The sequence below is a fragment of the Mycobacterium sp. genome (assembly GCF_002863225.1).
Taxonomy (GTDB): Bacteria; Actinomycetota; Actinomycetes; order Mycobacteriales; family Mycobacteriaceae; genus Mycobacterium.
Window position 1 is genome coordinate 25,590 of sequence record NZ_PKEK01000066.1, and the last position, 21,317, is coordinate 46,906.

Genomic DNA, 21,317 nt, shown 5'->3' on the forward strand with positions numbered 1-21,317 from the left:
CATGACCTCACTCCTAGACCCGCGCGACGCAGGCAGCCGTTACGAGGGCCTGATCAAGACCGACAAAGTTCACGGGTCGCTGTACACCGATCCGGGGATCTTCGCCGAGGAGTTACGCAAGATTTGGTACCGCAGTTGGGTTTTCGTCGGACACGAAAGCGAGGTCGCCCAGCCCAACGACTACGTGCGCAAGCGTCTCGGGCTGCAGGACGTCATCTTGACCCGCGACCGCAACGGTGAAGTGCATCTGCTGCTCAACCGCTGCGCACATCGCGGCAACCAGGTCTGCGACGACGCCAAGGGCAACTCGGCCACCTTCCGCTGCCCCTACCACGGCTGGACGTACCGCAACACCGGCGAACTGGTCGGATTCCCGTTCTACAAGGGCTACGGCCAGCGCACGCTGGAACTGGCTATGGGCCGGGTACCACGGGTGGAGTCCTACCACGGGTTCGTCTTCGGAAGTTTTGCCCAGGACGGCCCGACGTTGGTTGAGCATCTGGGCGCAGCCGCCGGTGAACTCGACCGATTGGCGAGGCTCTCCCCGGAGGGCACCGTGTCCCTCAATGCCGGCTGGCTGCAGCACCAGACACGGGCCAATTGGAAACTGCTCGCCGAAAACGAGACCGACGGCTATCACCCGCAGTTCGTGCACGGTTCCATCTTCGGGGTCACCGGCAGTCCGATCGGTCCGCTGTACAGCGACGCGTCGACCGCGGTGACCCGCAATCTCGGCAACGGCCACAGCGAAAACGACCTGCGACCGGAGTTCCGCAAGTTCGCCGAACCAATGCGCTGGTTCGGCACCACGGAGTCGCGGGTGCCCGACTACGTGGCGGCGATGCGGCAGCGCCACGGCCAGGACGCCGAGCAGATCCTCATCGAGGGTGCCCCGCACGTGATGGTCTTCCCAAACCTGTTCATCGCCGAGATCCAGGTGTTCAACATCCAGCCGGTCGCGGTCAACGAGTGCTTGCAGTTCTCCACCGCCGTCCAACTTGACGGAGCACACGAACTCAACAAACGGATGGTGTCGCAATGCGTCGGTTCGGTTGGGCCGGCCGGCATGCTGCTGGCCGACGACACCGAAATGTATGAACGCAACCAGCTCGGCATCGAGGCGCTGACACCCGAATGGCTCGACGTCCGGCGGGGCCTGAAGCGAGAAACCGTCGACGACAACGGGTTCACCATCGGCACCGCGACCGACGAGACGGGAATGCGTGGTTTCTGGACCCACTACAAATCGCTGATGGAGACACCATGACATCGACAGTGACCTCCACCAAGCCCGCGCTGGGCCCGATCCCCGACGGTTTCGACCAGTTCGCGGTCGAGCAGTTCCTCTACCGCGAGGCGCGCTTCGCCGACGAGAACGACTACGACGCCTGGGAGGCGCTGTGGACCGACGACGCCCTGTACTGGGTTCCGTCGGGCGGTGCCGACACCGACCCGACCCGCGAGATGTCCGTCATCTACGACAACCGCAGCCGGATATCGACCCGCCTCAAGCAGGTGCGCACCGGCAAGCGGTACGCCCAGGCACCTCCTTCGAATCTGCGCAGGCTGCTGACCAACATCGAATTCATCGGCGGTAGAACCAACTCCGAAGGCGGGACCGACCTCGAGGTGGGCGCCAACTTCCTCGTGTTGGAGTCACGGGCCCGCGGCAACCACCTGTGGGGTGGGCGGACCACCTACCGGCTGCGCCGCGACGGCGACGCTCTGCGGCTGGCATACAAGAAGGTGGTGCTGGTGGACAACGACAGGCCCATCCCCACCCTGGGCTTTTTGATCTGAGGACACGATGAGCATCGAATTCGGCGACCCCGGGCCCCGCGACGTGCCGGGAGTCGGGCCAATAATCGACAGCGAGTTCGCCACGGTGTCGGTCAACATCGACGCCCAGGGCAATTCGCCACGACTGCGGCTGGAAGACCTGCGCACGGGCCGGGTGCGTTACCTCGATGCCCTGGAGTTGGAAACCATCGTGTGGGTCCCACCCGAGCGATTCACCGAACTGCTCGACCCCTCAGCCGACCGCTGGCACGGTGCCCCGTGAGGCGCGCCGCGGTGGTCGCACCGCTACGCACCGCCGTCGGAGCGTTCGGCGGGGCCTTACGGCCGCTACGGGCCGAAGATCTCGCCGCCAAGGTGATCGAGGCGGTGATCGCGCGCAGTGGCATCGCCCCGGAGTCCGTCGAAGATGTCGTCTTCGCCCAGTCCTACTCCAACTCCGAAGCGCCGTGCATCGGACGGTGGGCCGCTCTGCACGCCGGGCTGCCCGTCAACGTCCCAGGCTTACAGATCGATCGCCGCTGCGGGGGCGGGCTGCAGGCGGTGATCACCGCGGCGATGACCGTACAGACCGGCGCCGCCGATGTGGTGCTCGCCGGCGGTGTGGAATCGATGAGCAATATCGAGCACTACACCACCACCGCGCGTTGGGGAGCCCGGTCAGGCAACCAGATGCTCTACGACCGCCTCGACCGTGGGCGCGAATTATCGCAGCCGCCCAAGAGATTCGGCCCCATCAGCGGAATGATCGAGACCGCCGAGAACCTCGCCTCCGACTACGGGATCGACCGCGAGTCCGCCGACAGTTTCGCCGTCCGCAGTCACCGCCGGGCCGCCGCGGCGCAGGCCTCCGGAGCCTTCGACGACGAGATCCTCGCCGTCGAAGTCCCGCAACGCCGCGGCGCCCCAGTAGTTTTCGATCGCGACGAGGGCATCCGACCCGACACGACCGCGGCGACACTGGCTGGCCTACGCACCGTCGTGGCCGACGGAACGGTCACCGCCGGTAACTCCAGCCAGCAAAACGACGCCGCCGCAGCGTGTTTGATCGTCGCTGAAGACAAGCTCGAGGCGCTGGGCCTTGAGCCCATCGGCTACCTGGAAGGCTGGGCAGCGGTGGGTTGCGAGCCGTCCCGGATGGGGATAGGGCCGGTCGGCGCGGTGGAAAAGCTCTTCGCCCGAACAGGTTACGGATTCGACGACTTGGACCTGATCGAGGTCAACGAAGCGTTCGCCGTTCAGGTCCTGGCCGTGCTCTCCGGGTGGGGGATCAAACTCGAGGACGTCGAGGATCGGCTCAACGTCAACGGCTCTGGGATCTCTCTCGGACATCCGATCGGCGCCACCGGGGTGCGCATCTTGACCACCATGCTGCACGAACTGCGCCGCCGCGGCGGCGGATGGGCGCTGGAAACGATGTGTATCGGCGGCGGTCAGGGCCTCGCGGCGATCTTCAGTGGAGTCTCGGCGTGACCGCATTGCTCGGATACGCCAGCTATGTGCCCCGTTACCGGCTGTCGGGCGCGGACATCGGTCTGCGTCGCGGCGACAGGGTGGTGGCATCATTTGACGAGGACAGCACCACGATGGCCGTGCAGGCAGCGGCGGGGCTGCCCGACACAGCCCCGCCGCGTGCGGTGTACTTCGCCACCAGCAGCCCCGCCTATGCGGACAAGACCAACGCGACCGCCATCCATGCCGCGCTCGGGCTGCCCGCCGACGCTTTTGCCACCGACTTCTGCGGCACGGGGCGGTCGGGGTTTGCCGCGATGAAGGTTGCCGCGGCCTCCGGCGGGTTGGCCGTGACCGCCGACGTGCGGGTGGGACGACCAGGCTCAGCCGATGAGCGGTTCGGTGGCGACGGCGCCGCAGCTCTGCTCTTCGGCGATGGGCCTGGTATCGCGCAGGTCGTGGCCACGTCATCATCGACTGAGGAATTCCTCGACCGGTGGCGCTCACCGATGACCAGTGCGGGAGAGCAGTGGGAAGAGCGCTTCGGCGCCGAGCACTACGCCCGCCTGATCCGGGCAACCGTCGAACGGGTGCTGGACCTCGCGGACGTTTCCAGTGTCGATCACGTCGTACTCACCTGCCCCAACACCGCAGTCGGCAAGCGGGCCGCCACCTTGGTCAAGGGCGAGAAGTCGGTAGCCACGTCGCCGATCGGGTTCGCCGGAGCCGCCGACGCCGCGATCACCCTCTGCGGGGTTCTCGACATCGCAGAACCCGACGAGACGGTGCTGGTGATCTCGGCGGTCGACGGGTGCGACGCGATGTTGTTGCGCACCACCGGTGCACTCGCCGATTCCCGGCAGCCGGTGACACTGCGCCAACAGCGCGAGGACGGCTTGCCGATTCCCTACCTCACCTATCTGTCGTGGCGCGGCCTCGTCGAGATGCAGCCGCCGCGCCGCCCGGAACCGGATCGACCCTCGGGTCCGGCGACGGCACGAGGGGGACATTGGAAATACGCCTTACGCGGATCACGTTGCGACGCCTGCGGATTCACGTGCCTTCCGCCGGTGCGGGTCTGCAAGCGGTGTGGTGGCCTTGATGCGATGAGCGCGGTGCCGGTAGCCGCCTTGCGGGGTGTGATCGCAACCTACACCGTGGATCATCTGGCGTACTCACCGTCGCCGCCGGTGCTGCAGGCCGTCGTCGACGTCGATGGGGGCGGCCGACTGACCTGCGAGGTGGCCGACGCCGATCCCGCACAGCTGCAGATCGGTGAGACGGTCAGTTTCGCCTTCCGGCGGCTCTTCACCGCGGGCGGCGTGCACAACTACTTCTGGAAAGTGCGACTGAACGGGGAGCCTCATGGCAAGTAATGGGATCGCCGGACGTGTCGCTGTGATCGCGATGGGATGCTCGCACTTCGGCGAGCGGTGGGACATGTCGGCCGACGACCTGCTGTTGGAAGCCGTCACCGAATGTTTCGCCTCCGCACCGAAAGTGGACCGCGACGCGGTCGACGCCTACTGGCTGGGAACGTTGAGCTCCGGGATGTCGGGGTTGACGCTGAGCCGGCCGCTGGGCACCGAAGACAAGCCCGTCACGCGGGTCGAGAACATGTGCGCCAGTGGGTCTGAGGCCTTCCGGAATGCCTGCTATGCGGTGGCCAGCGGCGCCTACGACATGGCGATGGCTGTAGGGGTGGAGAAGCTGAAGGATTCCGGCTTCTCGGGTCTATTGCGCCAAGACCCACCGAGCGATGGCACAGCCCCCGAGCTGTCCTTGACCGCCCCAGCCGCGTTCTCCCTGATCGATCCCGCCTACGTCGCCAAACACGGGGTGCATGCGGACGAGATGCGTGATGCGATGACGCACGTGGCTTGGAAGAACCACACCAACGGCGCACGAAACCCGAAGGCGCAGTTCCGTTCGGAGGTCTCCAGGGAGACGATCGCTGCCGCACCAAAGGTTGCCGGACGGCTCGGCATCTTTGACTGTTCCGGTGTCTCTGATGGCGCGGCGTGCGCCATCATCGTGTCCGCAGATCGCGCGCACGAATACACCGAGACCCCGATGTACGTTCAGGCCCTGTCACTGATCGCGGGTTCGGGCCGCGGGTCGATGGACTCCGCCTACGACTACACCACGTTTCCCGAGGTCGTTCGCTCGGCTCGCGACGCCTATCAGCAGGCCGGCATCGACGATCCGCGGACGGCCTTCTCGTTGGCCGAAGTGCACGACTGTTTCACGCCGACCGAGATCGTGCTGATGGAAGACCTGGGTTTCGCCGACTCAGGCCAAGCGGTCAAAGACGTGCTGGCCGGGGACTTTGATGCCTGTGGACGCCTGCCCATCAACCCCGATGGCGGTTTGAAGTCCTTTGGTCATCCCGTCGGCGCCAGCGGGCTGCGGATGCTCTACGAGGCGTGGCTGCAGTTCAGCGGTCAAGCCGGGCGCCGTCAGCTAGCCGATCCGCACACCGCGCTCACCCACAATCTGGGCGGCCGACCGGGGGGTTGTATCTCGTTCGTGTCGGTGGTCGGTCGAGAGCCGGTCCGCTGAGCATCGCGTGGCACGGCACGGCGCGGTCTGCGCCGGGGCCGGTCCGATGAGCGGTGCGGTGCCGACCAAAGAGGCTTGCGCAGCAATCGCACATGCCGGCGTCGGCGCGCACATCGTTGCGACCGCGGGGTGCGGAACTCCGACGACCCTGCTGCGGGCGCTGAGTAAGCACGCGGCCGGGCGAGCGTGGACTCTGAGTTCGGGGCTGCTGTTGGGGGAGTACTCGTTCGTACCGCAGGTCCGAAGCGGGGATCTTCGCTACCTGACCTGGCATGTCATGCCGCCGGTGCGCGACCTCGTCGCCGCCGGGGCGGCGCAGTATTCGCCGATCCGCGCCTCGCATCTGGCCGCGATCCTGCAGCGCCGCGGTGTCGACGTGGCGCTGGCTCGAATCAGCACGCCGGACCGGCATGGTTACGTGTCGGTGGGGCCCTCGGCCAGTTACGCCTTAGATGCGTTGAGACTGGCGTCGGTCCGGATCGGGGAGGTTGATCCCCAACTGCCCCGAACGTTCGGCGACACGGCCGTTCACAAGACGGTGTTCGACGCGATGATCGACTCTGCCGACCCCACACCGGTGTACACGTCGGCTCCGCCGGGGGAGGTGAGCGCTCGCATCGCTGAACATGTACTGGCCGTGATGCCGCAGGATCCAACACTGCAGATCGGGATCGGCGCGATTCCCGAGGCGGTGGTCAGCGCGCTGGCGACCGCCGACCTGGGACAAGTGCGCTTCGCCGGCCTGGTGACCGACGACATGGTGGACCTGTTCGATCTCGGCGTGATCCCGCGTTCCTGTGGTGGCCCGGTATTCGTGTCGCCGGAATTGATGGGATCGGCCAAGCTGATGCAGTTCGCAGACCGCAACCCCGCTGTCGGTGTCTATCCCTCGTCGGTGGCCCATGACCCCGTGCGCCTCGGGCGCAGCCCCCGTTTCGTCTCGCTCAACACCGCGATCGAAGTCGACCTGGGAGGCCAGGTCAACAGCGAAGCGATCGGCGGGCGACAGGTCGCTGGTATCGGCGGAAGCCTCGATTTTGCCGATGCCGCGGCGCGGTCGATCGACGGAATGGGGATCATCGCATTACCGTCGACTACCCCTCGTGGCATTTCCCGCATCGTGGCGTCGGCGGCCACGGTCACGATTCCGCGCTCCATGATCGACGTCGTAGTCACCGAATACGGGGTAGCTCGCATCGGCGGCCGCGACGTCGCCGAACGAACCGAGGCGCTCATCGGCATCGCGCATCCCGACCACCGCGATCGCCTGCGCGAGCAGTCCGTCGCGCTGGTCGGCGCGGCGGACCGGTGAAATCGCGGCCGGCGGGGGTGCCTGGCCCAAGTGCTAACTGCGCGGCCTGATCAGTCAATCACTGCGTATCCCATTCGAACTCGAGGTGTTGCGGCGTGCAGAAGATGAATCCCGGGGCCAGTGGCCTCTGCTGATCCGGCACGAGTCGAAGGTTGGGCAGCCGTGCCACCAGCAGCTCCAACGCGATTCGGATATCCAGTCGTGCCAGCGCCATCCCGGGGCAGGAATGCACACCGGTGCCGAATCCCACGTGGTTGCGGACGTCGCGCTTGATATCGAATTCCCTTGGTGCAGCGAACATCTCTGGATCGAGGTTCGCCGCGCCGACGAGTACGAAAATCCGCGAATCCTTCGGGATGAGGCGACCGCTGATCTCAACGTCACTCTTGGCTACTCGGAAAACACCCCGGGCAGGGTTGTAGCGCCGGATCGTTTCCTCGATGACCGCCGGCAACAGCCGCGGGTCCGCACGCACCTGCTCGAACACCTCAGGGTGTTCGCACAGCGCGACGAGCGCGAGGCCAATCGTGCCCTGGGTGGTTTCGAATCCGCCCGTGGTGAGTTGAGTAATGATCCCGAGGATCTCCAAATCGCTCAGACTCCGCTCGCCCTCGCCCTCGGCGGCGCGGATCAAGCCGCTGATGATGTCGTCGTCGGGATCGGATCGCCGCTTCTCGATCGCGGCGTGCACGTAGTCATTGAGCTCGATCTGGCCCAGTGCGAGTTCGTGGCGGCGTTTCGCAGGCAGCGTCGGCACGAAGAGTTCGAACGTGCCCAAAATCCAGCGCTTGAACCGTGCATGATCAGAGTCGGGGAATCCGAGAATATTGGCCATCACGGTGACCGGCAGCGGCAAGGCGAATTGTTCAGCAAGGTCCGCGTGTCCGTCGGCGACAAACCCGTCGATCAGCCCATTGGCGGTACGGCGAATCAGAGCCTCGAAGCGGGCGACAGCCCTCGGCGTCAACGACTTCTGAGCGAGCTTTCGAATACGGTTGTGCGTCGGCGGGTCGGTGTTGACGAGGGTGGGAATGCTCAACGCGTAACCGGCCGGCAGTTCCTCGGCAAGATCGGCTGGAACAGCGCCCATCATGTCGTCGGGCAGGTGACCGAATCGCTCATGGTCACGCAGAGCGACGACGACATCGTCGTACCGACTGACGGCCCACATGTTCAACGCCGGCATGTAAAGAACCGGGTCGTTGTCCCGCAGCAGCGCGAACGTCTCAGCCAGGTCCCAGTTGGATCCGGTGAATGCCTCCCACAACGCCGCCTCAGTGGGACTCAACGTTGGCGTGGGTTCCTGGGTGGACATCAGACTCTCTTTCGCGTCATGCCGGCCGAGCGACCCGCTCGTGCCGAGTCAAACACCGACCGAACGCCAAGTGCAGAGCCAGATTTATCGGGGAAGAATGTGACCCCGTTCACTCCGAAATTGGGCGCAGTAACAACGGGCAACATTGCCTTGCCGCCCCCGACACGTTGCAATACTGACGGCCATGAGCGAGGACGCACGGCAGCTGGGGGCCTTCCTACGGGCGCGCCGCGCGGCGCTGGCACCCGAGGCGGTCGGGCTTGCGGGGGGCGGCCGCCGTCGACGGGTACCGGGTTTGCGCCGCGATGAAGTGGCCCGCCGGACCAACATCAGCACCGACTACTACACCCGGCTCGAACAGGCGAGGGTCCCCACCCCGTCGGCGACGGTTCTCGCCGCGTTGGTCGACGCGCTGCTGTTGAACGAGGAGGAGGAGCTATACCTGCGTGCGATCGCGCACCGGCATCTGGCTAAGCCGACATCGGCCACCGCCGTTGAGGTTCCGGCACGAGTGCTCAGGCTGCTAGACGATTTCGATACTCTGCCGGCGCTGGTCATGAATCCGTTCATGCACGTCCTTGCTTGGAACCGGCATGCGGCGGCACTGTTCGTCGACTTCGGCGAAATCCCGCATAACGAGCGGAACCTGGCGCGGCTGATCTACTTAGACGAACGGCTGCGTTGTCGGTTCACCGACTGGGATGAAATCGCTCGGGCGTGCACGGCGATCATGCGAACGGGCGTGACGCGCCACCCTCATGACGAAGAATTTCTGAGTCTGCTCGACGAGCTGCCCCGCAAGGATCCCCGATTCGGAAAGTTCTGGGGGACACAAGAAGTCGCCCGACGCCCCCGCAGCCGAAGCACCTATATTCATCCCGGAGTGGGCGTCATGGTGCTCGATTGGCAGATCCTCACGAGCGCGGAGAATCCTGACCATCTGATCGCGGTGATAAGCCCGGGAGACGGGGAGCGCAGCGCCAACGCGTTCCGGGCACTGGCCGATATGGCAACGACCATAGCGGCCATTAGTCACACATAGCGAACGCTACGACAGGGAGCTGGTCTGCGTTACTCAGAACTGCAGTGCGGAGAACCGCCAGTCCAGCACCTGCCGGTCGGGCTCGCCCCCCGCACTGACGATGGAGCGCAGCCGCAGTATTCCGCCGCCCTTCGGCAGCGGCTCAGCCGCCTGCACGTGCAGCTCGCTGAACAAGGTGTCTCCTTCGTGTACCGGGCCGGTGTGATCGCACGACTCCCAGCCCAGCACGGTAACGAGGTTGGGCAATAGGCGGCTTGCCTGCGCCAGCGCTAAACCAATGGTGTGGCCGCCATATACTAGGCGCCTCCCACTGATGCGCGAATCATGATGTACGGCAGCGATATTCAGTGTCAGGCGGGCCAGTTCTGGAGCGTTGGACACCACGTCGGCGCTGCTCGCGAAGACGGTGCCGGCGATCGCAGGATCGAATTGCGCGCCTGGAACTCGCGTGTGGAATGCATCGCGGTCCCAGTTCTCGATGGCCGGGCCCACGGGTTTGGTTCCCGCGCCGATAAGCGACAGGTCGTCGTAGGGGCCGTGTGACTCGGGATCGGCGGCCGGGCTCAGCGGCAGCATTGCGCAGCGATGGAAATCCAGCACGAGCCGACCCAGTTGATCGGTGGTGGTCATTCTCAGCGCGGCCATTCCGGTCGGTGCGCGGCCGGATTTGGCCTTGTTCTTCCGTAGCCCTGCCACCACCGTTCGCGTGCACAGGGTGTCACCGATGACGGGGAAACGGTGGAACACCAGTCCCCGGTAGAACAGGTTGGCCTTCACCTGACGGGTGGCCAGGGTGGATTGCCCGATGGCGACGTCGCAGACAAGGCCCGGGTGCGCCAGTGCCGAAGTGGCGCCGAGCACCGCATTCGAGAGGTGGGCATCCAGCGGCAGGCGTAGACGGTCGCCCAGGATCGCCTGGTGGGTCGCCGCCACCCCGGAGCTGAGCGTCATGGCGGGAGCGGTGTCGAAGACGCGGCCCACGTGCAGCTCGTCGAAGAAGGGGCCCTCGGGCACGGGCGTCGGATCGGTGGGTTGTGGCGGCACCTGAATCCTCGCGCTACGTGCGCGCGGCGATGTCGCGACCGATGATCTCCTTCATGATCTCGGTTGTGCCGCCGTAAATCGTCTGCACCCGAGTGTCGACAAAAGCCCGGGCAACAGGATATTCGGCCATGTAGCCATATCCGCCGTGCAATTGCAGGCATCGATCCACGACGCGCTTTTGGAGTTCACTGACGAACCATTTGCCTTTTGCCGCATCCACGTCGCTCAGCGACCCGGCATTGAAATCCACCACGCTCTTGTCGACATAGGCTTGGGCGACATCGATCTCGGTGTCCATCTCGGCGAGTTCGAAGCGAATGTGCTGCTGCGCGGTTAGCGGCGCTCCGAAGGCGCTGCGGTCGCGACAGTACTGAGCAGTCAGATCGAAGATCGCTCGTGTGGTCGCCATCGCCTTGGCGGTTACCCCGAGCCGTTCGCGGGGGAGATGGCTCATCAGATAGCGCAGCCCGCGGCCCTCCTCCCCGAGCAGATTGGCGGCAGGAACCCGGGCGTCTTCGAAGAAGAGTTCCGCGGTGTCCTGAGCTGGCAGCCCGATCTTCTCCAGCTGCCGGCCACGCTGAAATCCGGGAGTATCACGCTCGACGATGAACAAGCTGAAGCCGCTGGAGCCGCCCTCGGGGTCGGTCCGGGCAGCCACGATCACCAGATCGGCCATGATCCCGCTTGAGATAAATGTCTTCTGTCCGTTGATGATCCAGTCATCACCGTCGCGGTGGGCCGTGGTCCTCATGGCTTTGAGGTCGCTTCCGGCTCCGGGTTCGGTCATGGCCAGAGCGCCGATCAGGTCACCGGCAGCAAAGCCTGGAAGCCAGCGCTGCTTCTGCTCGTCGCTGGTGAGATCCAGCAGGTAGTGCAAAACCAGGTCATCTTGCAGGCTGACGGTCAGCCCGAAGGACAGTGCGTTGATGCGCGACACTTCCTCGCACACAACCATCCGGAACCGGTAATCGCTTTCGCCGGCGCCGCCGTACTGCTCACCAATCTCCAGCGCGTAGATGCCGGCCTTGGCGGCGCGCGCAAAAACCGCTCGATCGATGAAGTGGTCGCGATCCCAATCGTCTTGGTGCGGAACGACTTCTCGGGCCAGAAATTCCCGCACCGTTTCGCGGTAAGCCTCGTGATCGGGACCGTACAAGTCGCGTTTCATGGTCACAACCTTTCGATGATGGTGACGTTGGCCTGCCCCCCGCCCTCGCACATGGTTTGCAGGCCGTAGCGCCCGCCAGTGCGTTCCAGCTCGTGAAGCAGCGAAGTCATCAGGCGCGCACCGGTGCACCCGATCGGATGTCCCAGAGCTATTGCGCCGCCGTTGGGATTGACCCGAGCCGGATCGGCGCCGAGTTCAGCGAGCCAGGCCAGCACGACCGGCGCGAAGGCTTCATTGATCTCGACGACGTCGATGTCCTCGATTGACATTCCGCTGCGCTTGAGCGCGTGCTGGGTCGCCGGGATCGGCGCGGTCAACATCATTACCGGGTCACCCCCACGAACTGACAGATGGTGGATGCGCGCGCGCGGTGTGAGGCCGAAGCGATCGACGGCGTCCTGTGAGGCGATCAGCAAAGCGGCGGCGGCGTCAGAGATTTGACTCGCTACCGCGGCGGTGAGGACACCTCCGTCGATCAGGGTCGGCAGCGTCGCCATCTTTTCCAGTGAAGTGTTAGCGCGCGGCCCTTCGTCGATGCTGACTCCGGCGTAGGGGGTGATTTCGGAAGAGAAGCGTCCCGCGGCGATCGCGGTTACAGCGCGCTGATGACTTTCGAGAGCGAAGCGTTCGTTGTCCTCGCGGCTCAGGTTCCACTGCTGCGCGATCATCTCTGCGCCGCGGAACTGCGAAATCTCCTGCGTTCCATAGCGTTCCGCCCAACCGCGGCAACCGGTCCATGGATCGACCGACCCGAAAGGCTCGCCAGCGCCGAACGCACTCAGGATCGGGTACTGACTCATTTTCTGTACACCGCCGGCCACGATGAGATCGGCGGTGCCGCTCATCACGGCCTGCGCCGCAAAGTGAACGGCTTGCTGGGCCGATCCGCACTGCCGGTCGATGGTCACCCCGGGAACCGATTCCGGCAGACCCGCGGCCAGCGCCGCGGTACGCGCGATGTCGCCGGCCTGGGATCCAATGTTGTCCAGACATCCCAGGATGACGTCATCGATTGCGGCAGGGTCGAATTCGTGCCGACGCACGACGGCGTTGATCACGTGGGCGGCCATGTCCGCGGGGTGTTCGGCAGCGAATCCGCCGCCACGCTTGCCAACTGCGGTCCGGGCAGCGTCAACGATGTAAGCCTCAGCCATGCCCTTAATTTAACATAGAATCAAAACCGCCGAGACCCTGCGTTCCTGCGTAGTGCGAGGTTGATTCGATAGCTCACGATCGCGCCGAGAAGCGCGGGACGTCTACCGTTGCGCGTTCATTGCCTATGGGACGTGAGCGACCGCGGCGCACTTGTGCCGTTGTCAGCTTCGTTGTGCGACCGGGCGTGGTGCACGGCAAGACAACAAGTCTCACCGCCGCACTCAGTACGAGGTGCCGACCACTGGGCGTCGCGCCTATGCGCGCTTGCGCGCCGGTGGTGCCACGACGTCGTCGTTAGTCGGGCCGATGCCGGTGCGGACTAGGGCCTGCGCGGTCGCCACGAGCAGGTCAAGGGAGTCACGTCCGGCGATGAACCATTCGGCCGCCCAGTTGAGCGCTCCGAGCAGCAGCATTTGCGCGGCCCGGACGTCAAGGTCAGCGCGCATCTCGCCACTGGCTACCGCATCTTCCAATAGCCCGCGCCAGATCAGTCCGTACGCGGATTCCTCTTGCTGCTGGCGCGCGCGCAGCGGTTCGGGTATCTGGCGCGCGTTGCGGATCGACGCGCTGGTGTAGTCAGACAAATCCAACTCGTGGCGTAGGTGCGCTTCCATCGCGGCAGTGATTCTGTCCAACGGTGAAGTCGTGTCGGGAAGCGCGGTCAGGACATCTTCGAGATGCACGCGCATGTCGGCGATACCCGAGTACATAACCTCTTCGATCAGGTCATCGCGGGAGGCGAAGTAGTAGTAAATCGCCGGCGCCTGAACCTCGGCGTAATCGGCGACATCGGACAGCCGGGTGCCCGCATACCCCTTCACGGTCAAGAAATGGGCGGCGGCGTCCAGGATGCGGCGACGGGTACGCGCATACTTCGAGTCAGTCGCCTCCGGAGCAGTGCCGTCATCCAGGACGCTCGATTTCTTGGCCATCGCTTGATTCTATGATCTCTCGGCCGCTTAGCGTGCATGTGACATTGACGACGTCCTCGCGAGGGCACAGACGATGGATCGCCGGCACAAGCGCAGCGGTGCGGGTTCGCCTCCAATTGCGGGAATCACACGTTTGACCCAACTCCATCTTTTAATCTAGATTCAGTTCAATTCCAAGGGACGCGTGAGTCCAACGAACGTTCGAGGCGGCTTGAGATGACTGGGGTGCAGGGCAAGGTAGTGATCGTCACCGGCGCCGGCGGTGGGCTAGGACGGGGTTACGCGACGTTCCTTGCCGCACATGGCGCCTTGGTTGTCGTCAACGATCTCGGCGGAGCCCGCGACGGCACCGGCCAAGGTCAGACGATGGCCGATTCGGTGGTCGAAGAAATCCGCGCGGCAGGCGGTGAGGCGGTCGCCGATTACTCCTCGGTGGCAACGAGCGAAGGCGCCCAAGCCTTGATCGCCAAGGCAATTGAGCACTTCGGGGCCGTCCACGGCGTGGTGAACAATGCGGGGATCCTTCGCGACGGCGCGTTTCACAAGTCGACCGACGGCGACTGGGACGCGGTCATCAGGGTGCACCTCTATGGCGGCTTCAACGTGACGCGCGCGGCATGGCCGCACTTTCGCGAGCAGCGATTCGGCCGGGTCGTCGTCGCGACCTCGACTAGCGGCTTGTTCGGAAACTTCGGTCAGGCCAACTACGGTGCGGCCAAAATGGGCCTAGTCGGTCTGGTCAACACCCTGGCAGTCGAGGGTGCCAAATACGGGATCACCGCCAACGCCGTGGCCCCGCTCGCCGCCACCCGGATGACGCAGGATGTAGCGCCCCAAGAATTACTCGACAAGCTCGATCCGGCCTTCGTGCCACCGGTGGTGGCGCACCTGGTTTCGGAGGAAAACTCCGACTCCGGTTCGGTGTTCATCGTCGGGGGCGGCCAGGTGCAACGTGTCGCCCTGTTCGGCAACGACGGTGTCACGTTCGCCGCGCCGCCCAGCTTCGAAGAGGTCGCGGCCGCCTGGTCTGAAATCACCGACCTGGCCGGCGCCAAACTTGCGAAGAATCCGCTGTGAACGGGCATTCGGCACCGGGTCGGGTTGGTGCTGCCACAGAAGCTCCGATGCGGATCTTCGCAGGGCTGGACGATCTGGCGGGCAGCGAAGGCACCGCCCTTGGTCCGACGCCGTGGCTCGACGTCGATCAACATCGAATCGACGCATTCGCCGACGCCACCGACGACCGTCAATGGATCCACGTCGACCCCCAGCGGGCTGCCACCGGCCCCTACGGAAGCACCATCGCCCATGGTCTACTCACGCTGTCGCTGCTTCCTCGATTCATGCACGAGCTGTATCGAGTCGACCACGTCGCGATGGCGATCAACTACGGCTTCGACAAGATCCGGTTCCTCGCACCGGTACCTGTCGGGTCGAGGTTGCGGGCCAGTGCCGTCATCTTCGGGGTGTCCGCCGTGGACGGTGGCGTTCAGGTACGTCTGGTCACCACGATCGAACTCGCGGGATCGGCGAAGCCGGCCGCGGTGATCGAGTCCATCGTCCGTTACCTCGGATGAGGGCTGGCTCCTGATGAGCGCGCGGTGCGACCGCAAATTCGGCAGCGCGGCCGCACACGCCATCAAAGAACCACACGCTGTTCTCGCAGCGTAGTCAGCGGAGGGACAGCAATGGCCTACGTCATCACCCAGAATTGCTGCAAGGACGCCAGTTGCGTGCCGGTATGTCCGGTCGACTGCATTCGTCCGGCGGGTGGCCCGGGGGAGTTCACCGACACCGAGATGCTCTACATCGACCCAGAGGCTTGTATCGATTGCGGCGCGTGCGTGGATGTGTGCCCGGTGGACGCCATCTATCTCGAAGATGAGCTGCCGGTTTCCCTCGAGCGTTTCCGCGATCTGAACGCTTCGTACTTCGAACGCCATCCACTCGAGCCCGACCTCCGGTCCTCCCACAGCGACCACCGGCCGATCGCACCAGGAACGTTGCGGGTGGCGATCGTCGGATCGGGTCCCGCCGCGTGCTACGCGGCCGCAGAGCTGATCCGGATCGACGGAGTCGAGGTCGACCTCTTCGAGCGGCTCCCTACGCCATTTGGTCTCATCCGCGCGGGCGTCGCGCCCGATCATCAGCTCACCAAGTCCATCGTCGAGATATTTGCGCCGGTCTTCAGCAGCCCCCGTCTCGGCGCACATTTCAACGTCGAGGTCGGCAACCGTCTAACCCACGACGATCTACTCGCCCATCATCACGCCGTGATCTACGCGGTCGGCGCCTCCACCAGCCGCGATCTGGGAATACCGGGCGAAGAGTTGCCCGGCAACTACGCGGCCGCCGACTTCGTCGGCTGGTACAACGGCCACCCCGATCAGGCAGGCGACTCCTTCGACCTGTCGACAGAACGTGCGGTCGTCGTGGGAAACGGCAACGTCGCTCTCGACGTCGCTCGAGTGTTGCTGATGACCGACGAGCAGCTGGCGGCCACCGACATCGCCGAACACGCCTTGGTGGCGTTGCGGGACAGCGCTATTCAGGAGGTCGTCATCCTCGGGCGGCGAGGACCGCGGGACGCCGCCTTCTCCGCGGGGGAGTTCCTAGCGCTTGCTCACCTGCCCGAGGTCGATGTGATCGTCGACTCTGAAGAATTGGAGGCCACCTCCGAGGATGGGGCCGAGACCGCTTTGAAACTGAAGGTCGCGCGCGAATACGCCGCGGCAGAACGCAGGCCCGGTCGTAAGAGGATCGTGTTCCGGTTCCTGACCTCGCCGGTCGAGGTGGTTGGTGAGGACGGCCGCGTCACCGGCTTACGTGTCATGCACAACCACCTGGACAGCACCGGCGCGTTGGTACTCGGCGATCGGGCCGGCAAGACCGAGTTGATCGAGACGTCTCTGATCCTTCGGTCCATCGGCTACACCGGCGTCCCGATCGACGGCGTGGCATTCGACTCCGTACGCGGCGTTGCGCTCAACGACCGGGGCCGGGTGGTCGACGACGAGGGCGATCCGATCCCCGGCGTCTACGTCACGGGTTGGGTCAAGCGAGGACCCCACGGCGTGATCGGCACCAATCGGATATGCGCCCAAGAAACGGTGGGCAAATTGTGGGACGACTTCGACGAGGGACGGCTATCTCGCAGTATCCGAGACCGCGACGCCCTCGAAGAACTTTTGAAGTCAAGTGGTGCCAGCCCCGTGAGCTGGCAGGACTGGCAGGCCATCGACGCCGCAGAACGCGAACGCGGTACCCAGGAGTCACGTCCGCGGGTGAAGTTCACCAAGGTCGACGACATGATCGCGGCGGCCCGGGGCTGAGCGTGTCAGGCATACCGCCCCGGGTGTTTATCAGTACGCGTCCCGCGCCGCCGCCTGACCTCGGGTGAGCTTTAAATCGCGACCGAGGAGAAGTTGATCCGCGCCGTAAGTGCATCCAACCGACAGATGTGACCCGGCCCATATCCGGGCGCGGATTGTTGTACACTTTTAATTGAATCTAGATTAAGGAGAACGATGGGGTTCCAAGATTCGGCCGAGGTCACCCGCTACATCGGCGGCATCTTCCTGACGGCATTCGACGATCCGGAGATCGGGCCCAAACTCGAGGCGACGGGCTTGGTGGTCGCGTTCGATTTCACTGACCCCGAGGCCGTGGTCGTCATCGACATGCCCAACAAGTCGGTTCGATCCGGTGGCGAGGACGGCCCGCCGCCGTCGGCGACGATGTCCATGACCGCTGATACCGGCAACGCCTACTGGCAGGGCAAAGTGAACCTGCCGCTGGCGATGGCCAAGAAGAAGGTCAAGGTTGACGGCAATGTGGCCAGCCTGTTGAAACTGGCCCCATTGGGCAAAAAGCTCTACCCGAGCTACATCGAACGGCTGAAGCAAGACGGCCGCGACGATCTGATCGTTTAGCCGGCATGTATCCGGGGACTCACGCTGCCAGAGCGCCAGAGCGGGCGGCCGTGGTGATGGCCAACACCGGTAAGACCCTGACTTACGGTGAGCTCGACGAGAATTCCGCTCGGGTGGCCTCGGCGCTGCACCGCTTGGGGTTGCGACGGGGCGACGTCATCGGACTGCTATCGGATAACGCGCCCGAGGCGTTCGAAGTCTATTGGGCCGCACTACGATCCGGTCTCTACGTCACTGCGATCAACTGGCACCTGGCTGCCGATGAGGCGGCGTACATCGTCAACGACAGCGGTGCACAGGTGCTGATTGCCTCGGCCGGTGTTGGCGAACTCGCAGAAGGCGTCGCAGCACTGACGGGCGGCGTCCGGCACCGCTACGCGTTCGGTGGTGCGGTGGCGGGGCACCTGGCGTATTCCGCATTGCTCGACGACGCCGGTCCACGGCTCGACGAGCAGCCGCGCGGCTCGGAAATGCTCTACTCATCGGGAACGACGGGACGCCCCAAGGGCATCAAACCGCACCTGCTGGACGGTCCAGTCGACGAGGTTGCTGATCCGCTGGTTGGATTGCTGGAACACGCCTTCGGAATCACCAGCGCCGATGTCTACCTCTCGCCCGCCCCGATTTATCACACCGCACCCCTCAAATGGTGCGGAGCGGTGCATTCCCTCGGGGGGACGGTCGTCCTGATGGAGCGTTTCGACGCCGAGGATGCATTGGCGGCGATCGCCAGATACGACGTCACCGTTACACAGATGGTGCCCACCATGTTCGTGCGACTTCTGCAGTTGCCGTCGGAATCTCGCACAGACCACGACCTGTCGACCTTGCGACTGGCCGTGCACGCCGCCGCGCCGTGCCCACCCGACGTGAAAGAAGCGATGATCGAGTGGTGGGGCCCGATTTTGGTGGAATACTACGGCGCCACTGAAGGCCACGGTGTCACCATCATCACCACCGCCGAATGGAAATCGAAACGTAGCTCCGTCGGCAAGGCCGCACTGGGCACCATCCACATCTGCGACGACGACGGCAACGAGTTACCCGCCGGCGATGCTGGATCGGTCTACTTCGAGCGCGACATCGTGCCTTTTGAATATCACAACGATCCTGACAAAACCGCTCAGTCACGACATCCCGCGCACGACAACTGGGCCACCGTCGGCGACATCGGCTACCTGGACCGGGACAGCTATCTGTATCTGACCGACCGCAAGTCGTTCACCATCATCTCCGGGGGAGTGAACATCTACCCGCAGGAGATCGAGAACGTCCTCGCGCTGCACCCACAGATTTTCGACGTCGCCGTGATCGGTGTCCCCGACGCCGAGATGGGCGAACAGGTGAAGGCGGTCGTCCAGCTCAAAGACGGTGTCGCCGCGTCCGAGGAATTAGCCGACGAGATCATCGCGTATGTGCGGGAGCGATTGGCCCGCTTCAAGGCCCCGCGCAGCGTCGACTTCATCGACGAACTCCCGCGATCAGCCACGGGAAAGCTCGTGAAACGAATTCTGAAAGCCCGATATGTGGAGGCAAACCGATGACCACCGACACAACCCCGAAGGTCGACCGCCCACCCTTCGACCCGGTCAGCATCTCCGAGCTGGAATTCTGGGCGCAGAGTTTCGATGAACGTGAGAAGGCGTTCAAGACGCTGCGCGACGAACGACCAGTCAGCTGGCACCGGCCAATTCAGGGATCCATGATGGAGCCCGAAATCGATGGCGTCTGGGTGGTTACCCGTCACGAGGACATCTCGTATGTCAGCAAGAATCCTGAGCTCTTCTGCTCGGGGCAGGGCATTACGTTCGAGGCCGTTCCCCCCGAGATGCTCGACGCCATCCAGTCCTTCCTGGGGATGGACGGGACGAAGCACTCGAGCCTGCGAAAGCTGGTCAGCTCGGTATTCACGCCCCGACAGGTCGCGAAGATCAAGGACCAGATCGAGCATCAGGCCAAGTCCATCGTCGACGACCTCCTGAAGGCGAAAGAGGGCGACTTCGTCCAGCAGGTGTCCAAGCGTCTGCCGATGTGGACGATCTACGAAATGCTTGGTCTGCCCGAAGACGAGCGCGAAGAAGCCTCTCACCACGCCGAAGGCATGGTGGCGTGGGCCGATCCCGACGTCGCGGCTGGTCGCGAACCCAGCCAAGTGCTGACCGATTCGCTCGTGGGCTTACTCGGTGCCGGGCTCGGCCTGGCCGAGCGGCGTCGCGCCGAACCCGCGAACGACCTGATGACCTCGCTGGTGCAGGCCGAAGTCGACGGCCGACGGCTGACCGACGACGAACTCGGACCCTTCTTCGTCCTACTGTCGGTGGCCGGCAACGACACCACGCGTACCACCACCACTTTCACCACGCTGGCACTGCAGCAATTTCCCGAGCAAAAGGCGTTGCTGGAGAAGGACTTCGACGGACGCATCAAAGTCGCCATCGAGGAATTCATCCGCTGGACCACCCCGGTGATGACCTTCCGGCGCACCGCGACCCAAGATACTGAGTTGCGGGGTCAACACATCCGCGAAGGCGACTGGGTGACGATGGTCTACTCATCGGGCAACCGCGACGAGCGTGTCTTCACCAACCCCAACACCTTTGACATCACCCGCAGCCCCAACCCGCATGTTTCCTTCGGCGGCGGTGGACCGCACTACTGTATGGGCGCCTTCATGGGGAAGATGCAACTCGAATCCATCTTCCGCGAACTGATTTTCCGTGCACCCAACCTGAGGGTCGGTGAGCCCGAGTACTTGACCGGGAACTTCATCACCGCGGTCAAGTCACTTCCTTACACCCTCGACTAGGAGAATCATGGCCGCCTTCACAGGTAAGCGCTACGTCGTCACCGGTGCCGCGTCCGGGATCGGTCATGCGGTCGCCGAGCAGTTGCTGGCGGCCGGCGCCGAGGTGCACTGCTTAGACCGCAATGCACCCAAGGCAGCGGTCACCCGGCACATCGAGGTCGACCTGGCAAACCCACAAAGCATCGACGCTGGACTCGAACAACTCGACGGGGTATACGACGGCCTGTTAAATGTCGCGGGCATCCCCGGCACCGCACCGGCCGAATTGGTGGTTGCCGTGAACAGCCTCGCCGTGCGCCACCTCACCGAAGCGTTCTTCGACAAACTCACGCCCGGCGGTGCGATCGTCGTCGTGTCCTCGACCGCCGGCTTTGGCTGGCCTGAGCGGCTCGATGCCATCCGAGATCTGCTGGCTACCGACAGCTTCGAGGAGGGCGCCGCCTGGTTCAAAACCCATCCGCAGCAAGGCAACGCCTACAACTTCTCCAAAGAGGTCAGCGCTGTCTACGCGATGTCCATGGGGCTCGCCCTTGCCGAAATGGGCTTTCGGATCAACGCCGTTCTTCCGGGGCCGGTGGAGACCCCGATCCTCGTCGACTTCGAGGACACCATGGGTAAAGACACCCTCGATGGGTTGAAGAACCTGTTAGGCCGGCACGCGGACCCCGACGACATCGCCAGCGCCGTGGTCTTCCTCGCTTCCGACGCGGCGCAATGGATCAACGGCCAGGCACTGGCAGTGGACGGCGGTATCTCTGGGGCCGTCGCCACCGGCGTCGTACCGGCGCCCGAGATCTGAG

General features: G+C 64.4%; 20 protein-coding genes. 15 read left to right on the forward strand and 5 right to left on the reverse strand.

The genetic code is table 11. The features are described from left to right. The first annotated feature begins 1 nt into the window (after position 1). The 7 genes from CYU59_RS20820 to CYU59_RS20850 all read left to right on the forward strand — a co-directional run bounded on the left by CYU59_RS20820 (position 2) and on the right by CYU59_RS20850 (position 7,123). Positions 2-1,267, forward strand: a complete 1,266-nt coding sequence (locus tag CYU59_RS20820) for an aromatic ring-hydroxylating dioxygenase subunit alpha (RefSeq protein ID WP_293002231.1) — start codon at positions 2-4, stop codon at positions 1,265-1,267. Next, complete coding sequence (locus CYU59_RS20825) at positions 1,264-1,800, forward strand: aromatic-ring-hydroxylating dioxygenase subunit beta (protein WP_293002233.1); 537 nt, start codon at positions 1,264-1,266, stop codon at positions 1,798-1,800. The genes CYU59_RS20820 and CYU59_RS20825 overlap by 4 nt, the downstream gene beginning before the upstream one ends. 61 nt (positions 1,801-1,861) lie before the next feature. Continuing rightward, positions 1,862-2,062: a hypothetical protein gene (locus CYU59_RS20830; RefSeq protein WP_363115107.1), complete on the forward strand. Its 201-nt coding sequence runs from the start codon at positions 1,862-1,864 to the stop codon at positions 2,060-2,062. Then, positions 2,059-3,270, forward strand: coding sequence for an acetyl-CoA C-acetyltransferase (locus CYU59_RS20835; RefSeq protein WP_293002237.1), 1,212 nt, complete (start codon positions 2,059-2,061; stop codon positions 3,268-3,270). The genes CYU59_RS20830 and CYU59_RS20835 overlap by 4 nt, the downstream gene beginning before the upstream one ends. Then, positions 3,267-4,625, forward strand: coding sequence for an OB-fold domain-containing protein (locus tag CYU59_RS20840; RefSeq protein WP_293002239.1), 1,359 nt, complete (start codon positions 3,267-3,269; stop codon positions 4,623-4,625). Before CYU59_RS20835 ends, CYU59_RS20840 begins: the two co-directional genes overlap by 4 nt. Continuing rightward, a complete protein-coding gene (locus tag CYU59_RS20845; protein ID WP_293002241.1) occupies positions 4,615-5,811 on the forward strand; it encodes an acetyl-CoA acetyltransferase in 1,197 nt (398 codons plus the stop codon). Before CYU59_RS20840 ends, CYU59_RS20845 begins: the two co-directional genes overlap by 11 nt. Before the next feature lie 7 nt (positions 5,812-5,818). Beyond that, complete coding sequence (locus CYU59_RS20850; RefSeq protein WP_293002243.1) at positions 5,819-7,123, forward strand: acetyl-CoA hydrolase/transferase C-terminal domain-containing protein; 1,305 nt, start codon at positions 5,819-5,821, stop codon at positions 7,121-7,123. A 58-nt stretch (positions 7,124-7,181) separates the two neighbouring features. Here the strand turns inward: CYU59_RS20850 and CYU59_RS20855 are convergent, their stop codons facing one another. Continuing rightward, complete coding sequence (locus tag CYU59_RS20855; RefSeq protein ID WP_293002245.1) at positions 7,182-8,438, reverse strand: cytochrome P450; 1,257 nt, start codon at positions 8,436-8,438, stop codon at positions 7,182-7,184. 184 nt (positions 8,439-8,622) lie between these two features. Between CYU59_RS20855 and CYU59_RS20860 the strand changes: the two genes are divergently transcribed. After that, positions 8,623-9,480, forward strand: a complete 858-nt coding sequence (locus tag CYU59_RS20860; protein WP_293002247.1) for a helix-turn-helix domain-containing protein — start codon at positions 8,623-8,625, stop codon at positions 9,478-9,480. A 33-nt stretch (positions 9,481-9,513) separates the two neighbouring features. Here CYU59_RS20860 and CYU59_RS20865 read toward each other — a convergent pair whose 3' ends face one another. The 4 genes from CYU59_RS20865 to CYU59_RS20880 all read right to left on the reverse strand — a co-directional run bounded on the left by CYU59_RS20865 (position 9,514) and on the right by CYU59_RS20880 (position 13,779). Further along, positions 9,514-10,494: a MaoC family dehydratase gene (locus tag CYU59_RS20865; protein WP_293002365.1), complete on the reverse strand. Its 981-nt coding sequence runs from the start codon at positions 10,492-10,494 to the stop codon at positions 9,514-9,516. A 43-nt stretch (positions 10,495-10,537) separates the two neighbouring features. Then, positions 10,538-11,692: an acyl-CoA dehydrogenase family protein gene (locus CYU59_RS20870; RefSeq protein WP_293002249.1), complete on the reverse strand. Its 1,155-nt coding sequence runs from the start codon at positions 11,690-11,692 to the stop codon at positions 10,538-10,540. 2 nt (positions 11,693-11,694) lie between these two features. Further along, a complete protein-coding gene (locus CYU59_RS20875) occupies positions 11,695-12,846 on the reverse strand; it encodes an acetyl-CoA C-acetyltransferase (protein ID WP_293002251.1) in 1,152 nt (383 codons plus the stop codon). Positions 12,847-13,101: 255 nt separating this feature from the next. Then, entirely contained in the window at positions 13,102-13,779 is a 678-nt protein-coding gene (locus CYU59_RS20880) for a TetR/AcrR family transcriptional regulator (protein WP_293002253.1), read from the reverse strand. 216 nt (positions 13,780-13,995) lie between these two features. Here CYU59_RS20880 and CYU59_RS20885 point away from each other — a divergent pair, with 216 nt between their 5' ends. The 7 genes from CYU59_RS20885 to CYU59_RS20915 all read left to right on the forward strand — a co-directional run bounded on the left by CYU59_RS20885 (position 13,996) and on the right by CYU59_RS20915 (position 21,316). Continuing rightward, entirely contained in the window at positions 13,996-14,856 is an 861-nt protein-coding gene (locus tag CYU59_RS20885; RefSeq protein ID WP_293002255.1) for an SDR family NAD(P)-dependent oxidoreductase, read from the forward strand. A 47-nt stretch (positions 14,857-14,903) separates the two neighbouring features. After that, a complete protein-coding gene (locus CYU59_RS20890) occupies positions 14,904-15,356 on the forward strand; it encodes a MaoC family dehydratase (RefSeq protein ID WP_293002257.1) in 453 nt (150 codons plus the stop codon). 111 nt (positions 15,357-15,467) lie between these two features. Further along, positions 15,468-17,111 carry an FAD-dependent oxidoreductase gene (locus tag CYU59_RS20895; RefSeq protein WP_293002259.1) on the forward strand — a complete coding sequence of 548 codons (1,644 nt, stop codon included), beginning with the start codon at positions 15,468-15,470 and terminating at the stop codon, positions 17,109-17,111. Between the two features lie 195 nt (positions 17,112-17,306). Beyond that, a complete protein-coding gene (locus CYU59_RS20900) occupies positions 17,307-17,711 on the forward strand; it encodes an SCP2 sterol-binding domain-containing protein (protein WP_293002261.1) in 405 nt (134 codons plus the stop codon). Positions 17,712-17,716: 5 nt separating this feature from the next. Continuing rightward, the gene (locus CYU59_RS20905) at positions 17,717-19,255 is read left to right on the forward strand and encodes an acyl-CoA synthetase (protein WP_293002263.1); all 1,539 of its coding nucleotides are present in this window, start codon (positions 17,717-17,719) and stop codon (positions 19,253-19,255) included. After that, positions 19,252-20,517, forward strand: coding sequence for a cytochrome P450 (locus tag CYU59_RS20910; RefSeq protein ID WP_293002265.1), 1,266 nt, complete (start codon positions 19,252-19,254; stop codon positions 20,515-20,517). The genes CYU59_RS20905 and CYU59_RS20910 overlap by 4 nt, the downstream gene beginning before the upstream one ends. Before the next feature lie 7 nt (positions 20,518-20,524). Further along, entirely contained in the window at positions 20,525-21,316 is a 792-nt protein-coding gene (locus tag CYU59_RS20915) for a coniferyl-alcohol dehydrogenase (protein WP_293002267.1), read from the forward strand. The last annotated feature ends 1 nt before the right edge of the window (position 21,317 follow it).

Coding starts and splice junctions, on each gene's coding strand:
- CYU59_RS20875 (WP_293002251.1), bottom strand. CDS start 12,846: ATGGCTGAGGCTTACATCGTTGACGCTGCCCGGACCGCAGTTGGCAAG.
- CYU59_RS20905 (WP_293002263.1), top strand. CDS start 17,717: ATGTATCCGGGGACTCACGCTGCCAGAGCGCCAGAGCGGGCGGCCGTG.
- CYU59_RS20825 (WP_293002233.1), top strand. CDS start 1,264: ATGACATCGACAGTGACCTCCACCAAGCCCGCGCTGGGCCCGATCCCC.
- CYU59_RS20915 (WP_293002267.1), top strand. CDS start 20,525: ATGGCCGCCTTCACAGGTAAGCGCTACGTCGTCACCGGTGCCGCGTCC.
- CYU59_RS20860 (WP_293002247.1), top strand. CDS start 8,623: ATGAGCGAGGACGCACGGCAGCTGGGGGCCTTCCTACGGGCGCGCCGC.
- CYU59_RS20880 (WP_293002253.1), bottom strand. CDS start 13,779: ATGGCCAAGAAATCGAGCGTCCTGGATGACGGCACTGCTCCGGAGGCG.
- CYU59_RS20855 (WP_293002245.1), bottom strand. CDS start 8,438: ATGTCCACCCAGGAACCCACGCCAACGTTGAGTCCCACTGAGGCGGCG.
- CYU59_RS20910 (WP_293002265.1), top strand. CDS start 19,252: ATGACCACCGACACAACCCCGAAGGTCGACCGCCCACCCTTCGACCCG.
- CYU59_RS20870 (WP_293002249.1), bottom strand. CDS start 11,692: ATGAAACGCGACTTGTACGGTCCCGATCACGAGGCTTACCGCGAAACG.
- CYU59_RS20845 (WP_293002241.1), top strand. CDS start 4,615: ATGGCAAGTAATGGGATCGCCGGACGTGTCGCTGTGATCGCGATGGGA.
- CYU59_RS20895 (WP_293002259.1), top strand. CDS start 15,468: ATGGCCTACGTCATCACCCAGAATTGCTGCAAGGACGCCAGTTGCGTG.
- CYU59_RS20885 (WP_293002255.1), top strand. CDS start 13,996: ATGACTGGGGTGCAGGGCAAGGTAGTGATCGTCACCGGCGCCGGCGGT.
- CYU59_RS20820 (WP_293002231.1), top strand. CDS start 2: ATGACCTCACTCCTAGACCCGCGCGACGCAGGCAGCCGTTACGAGGGC.
- CYU59_RS20900 (WP_293002261.1), top strand. CDS start 17,307: ATGGGGTTCCAAGATTCGGCCGAGGTCACCCGCTACATCGGCGGCATC.
- CYU59_RS20890 (WP_293002257.1), top strand. CDS start 14,904: ATGCGGATCTTCGCAGGGCTGGACGATCTGGCGGGCAGCGAAGGCACC.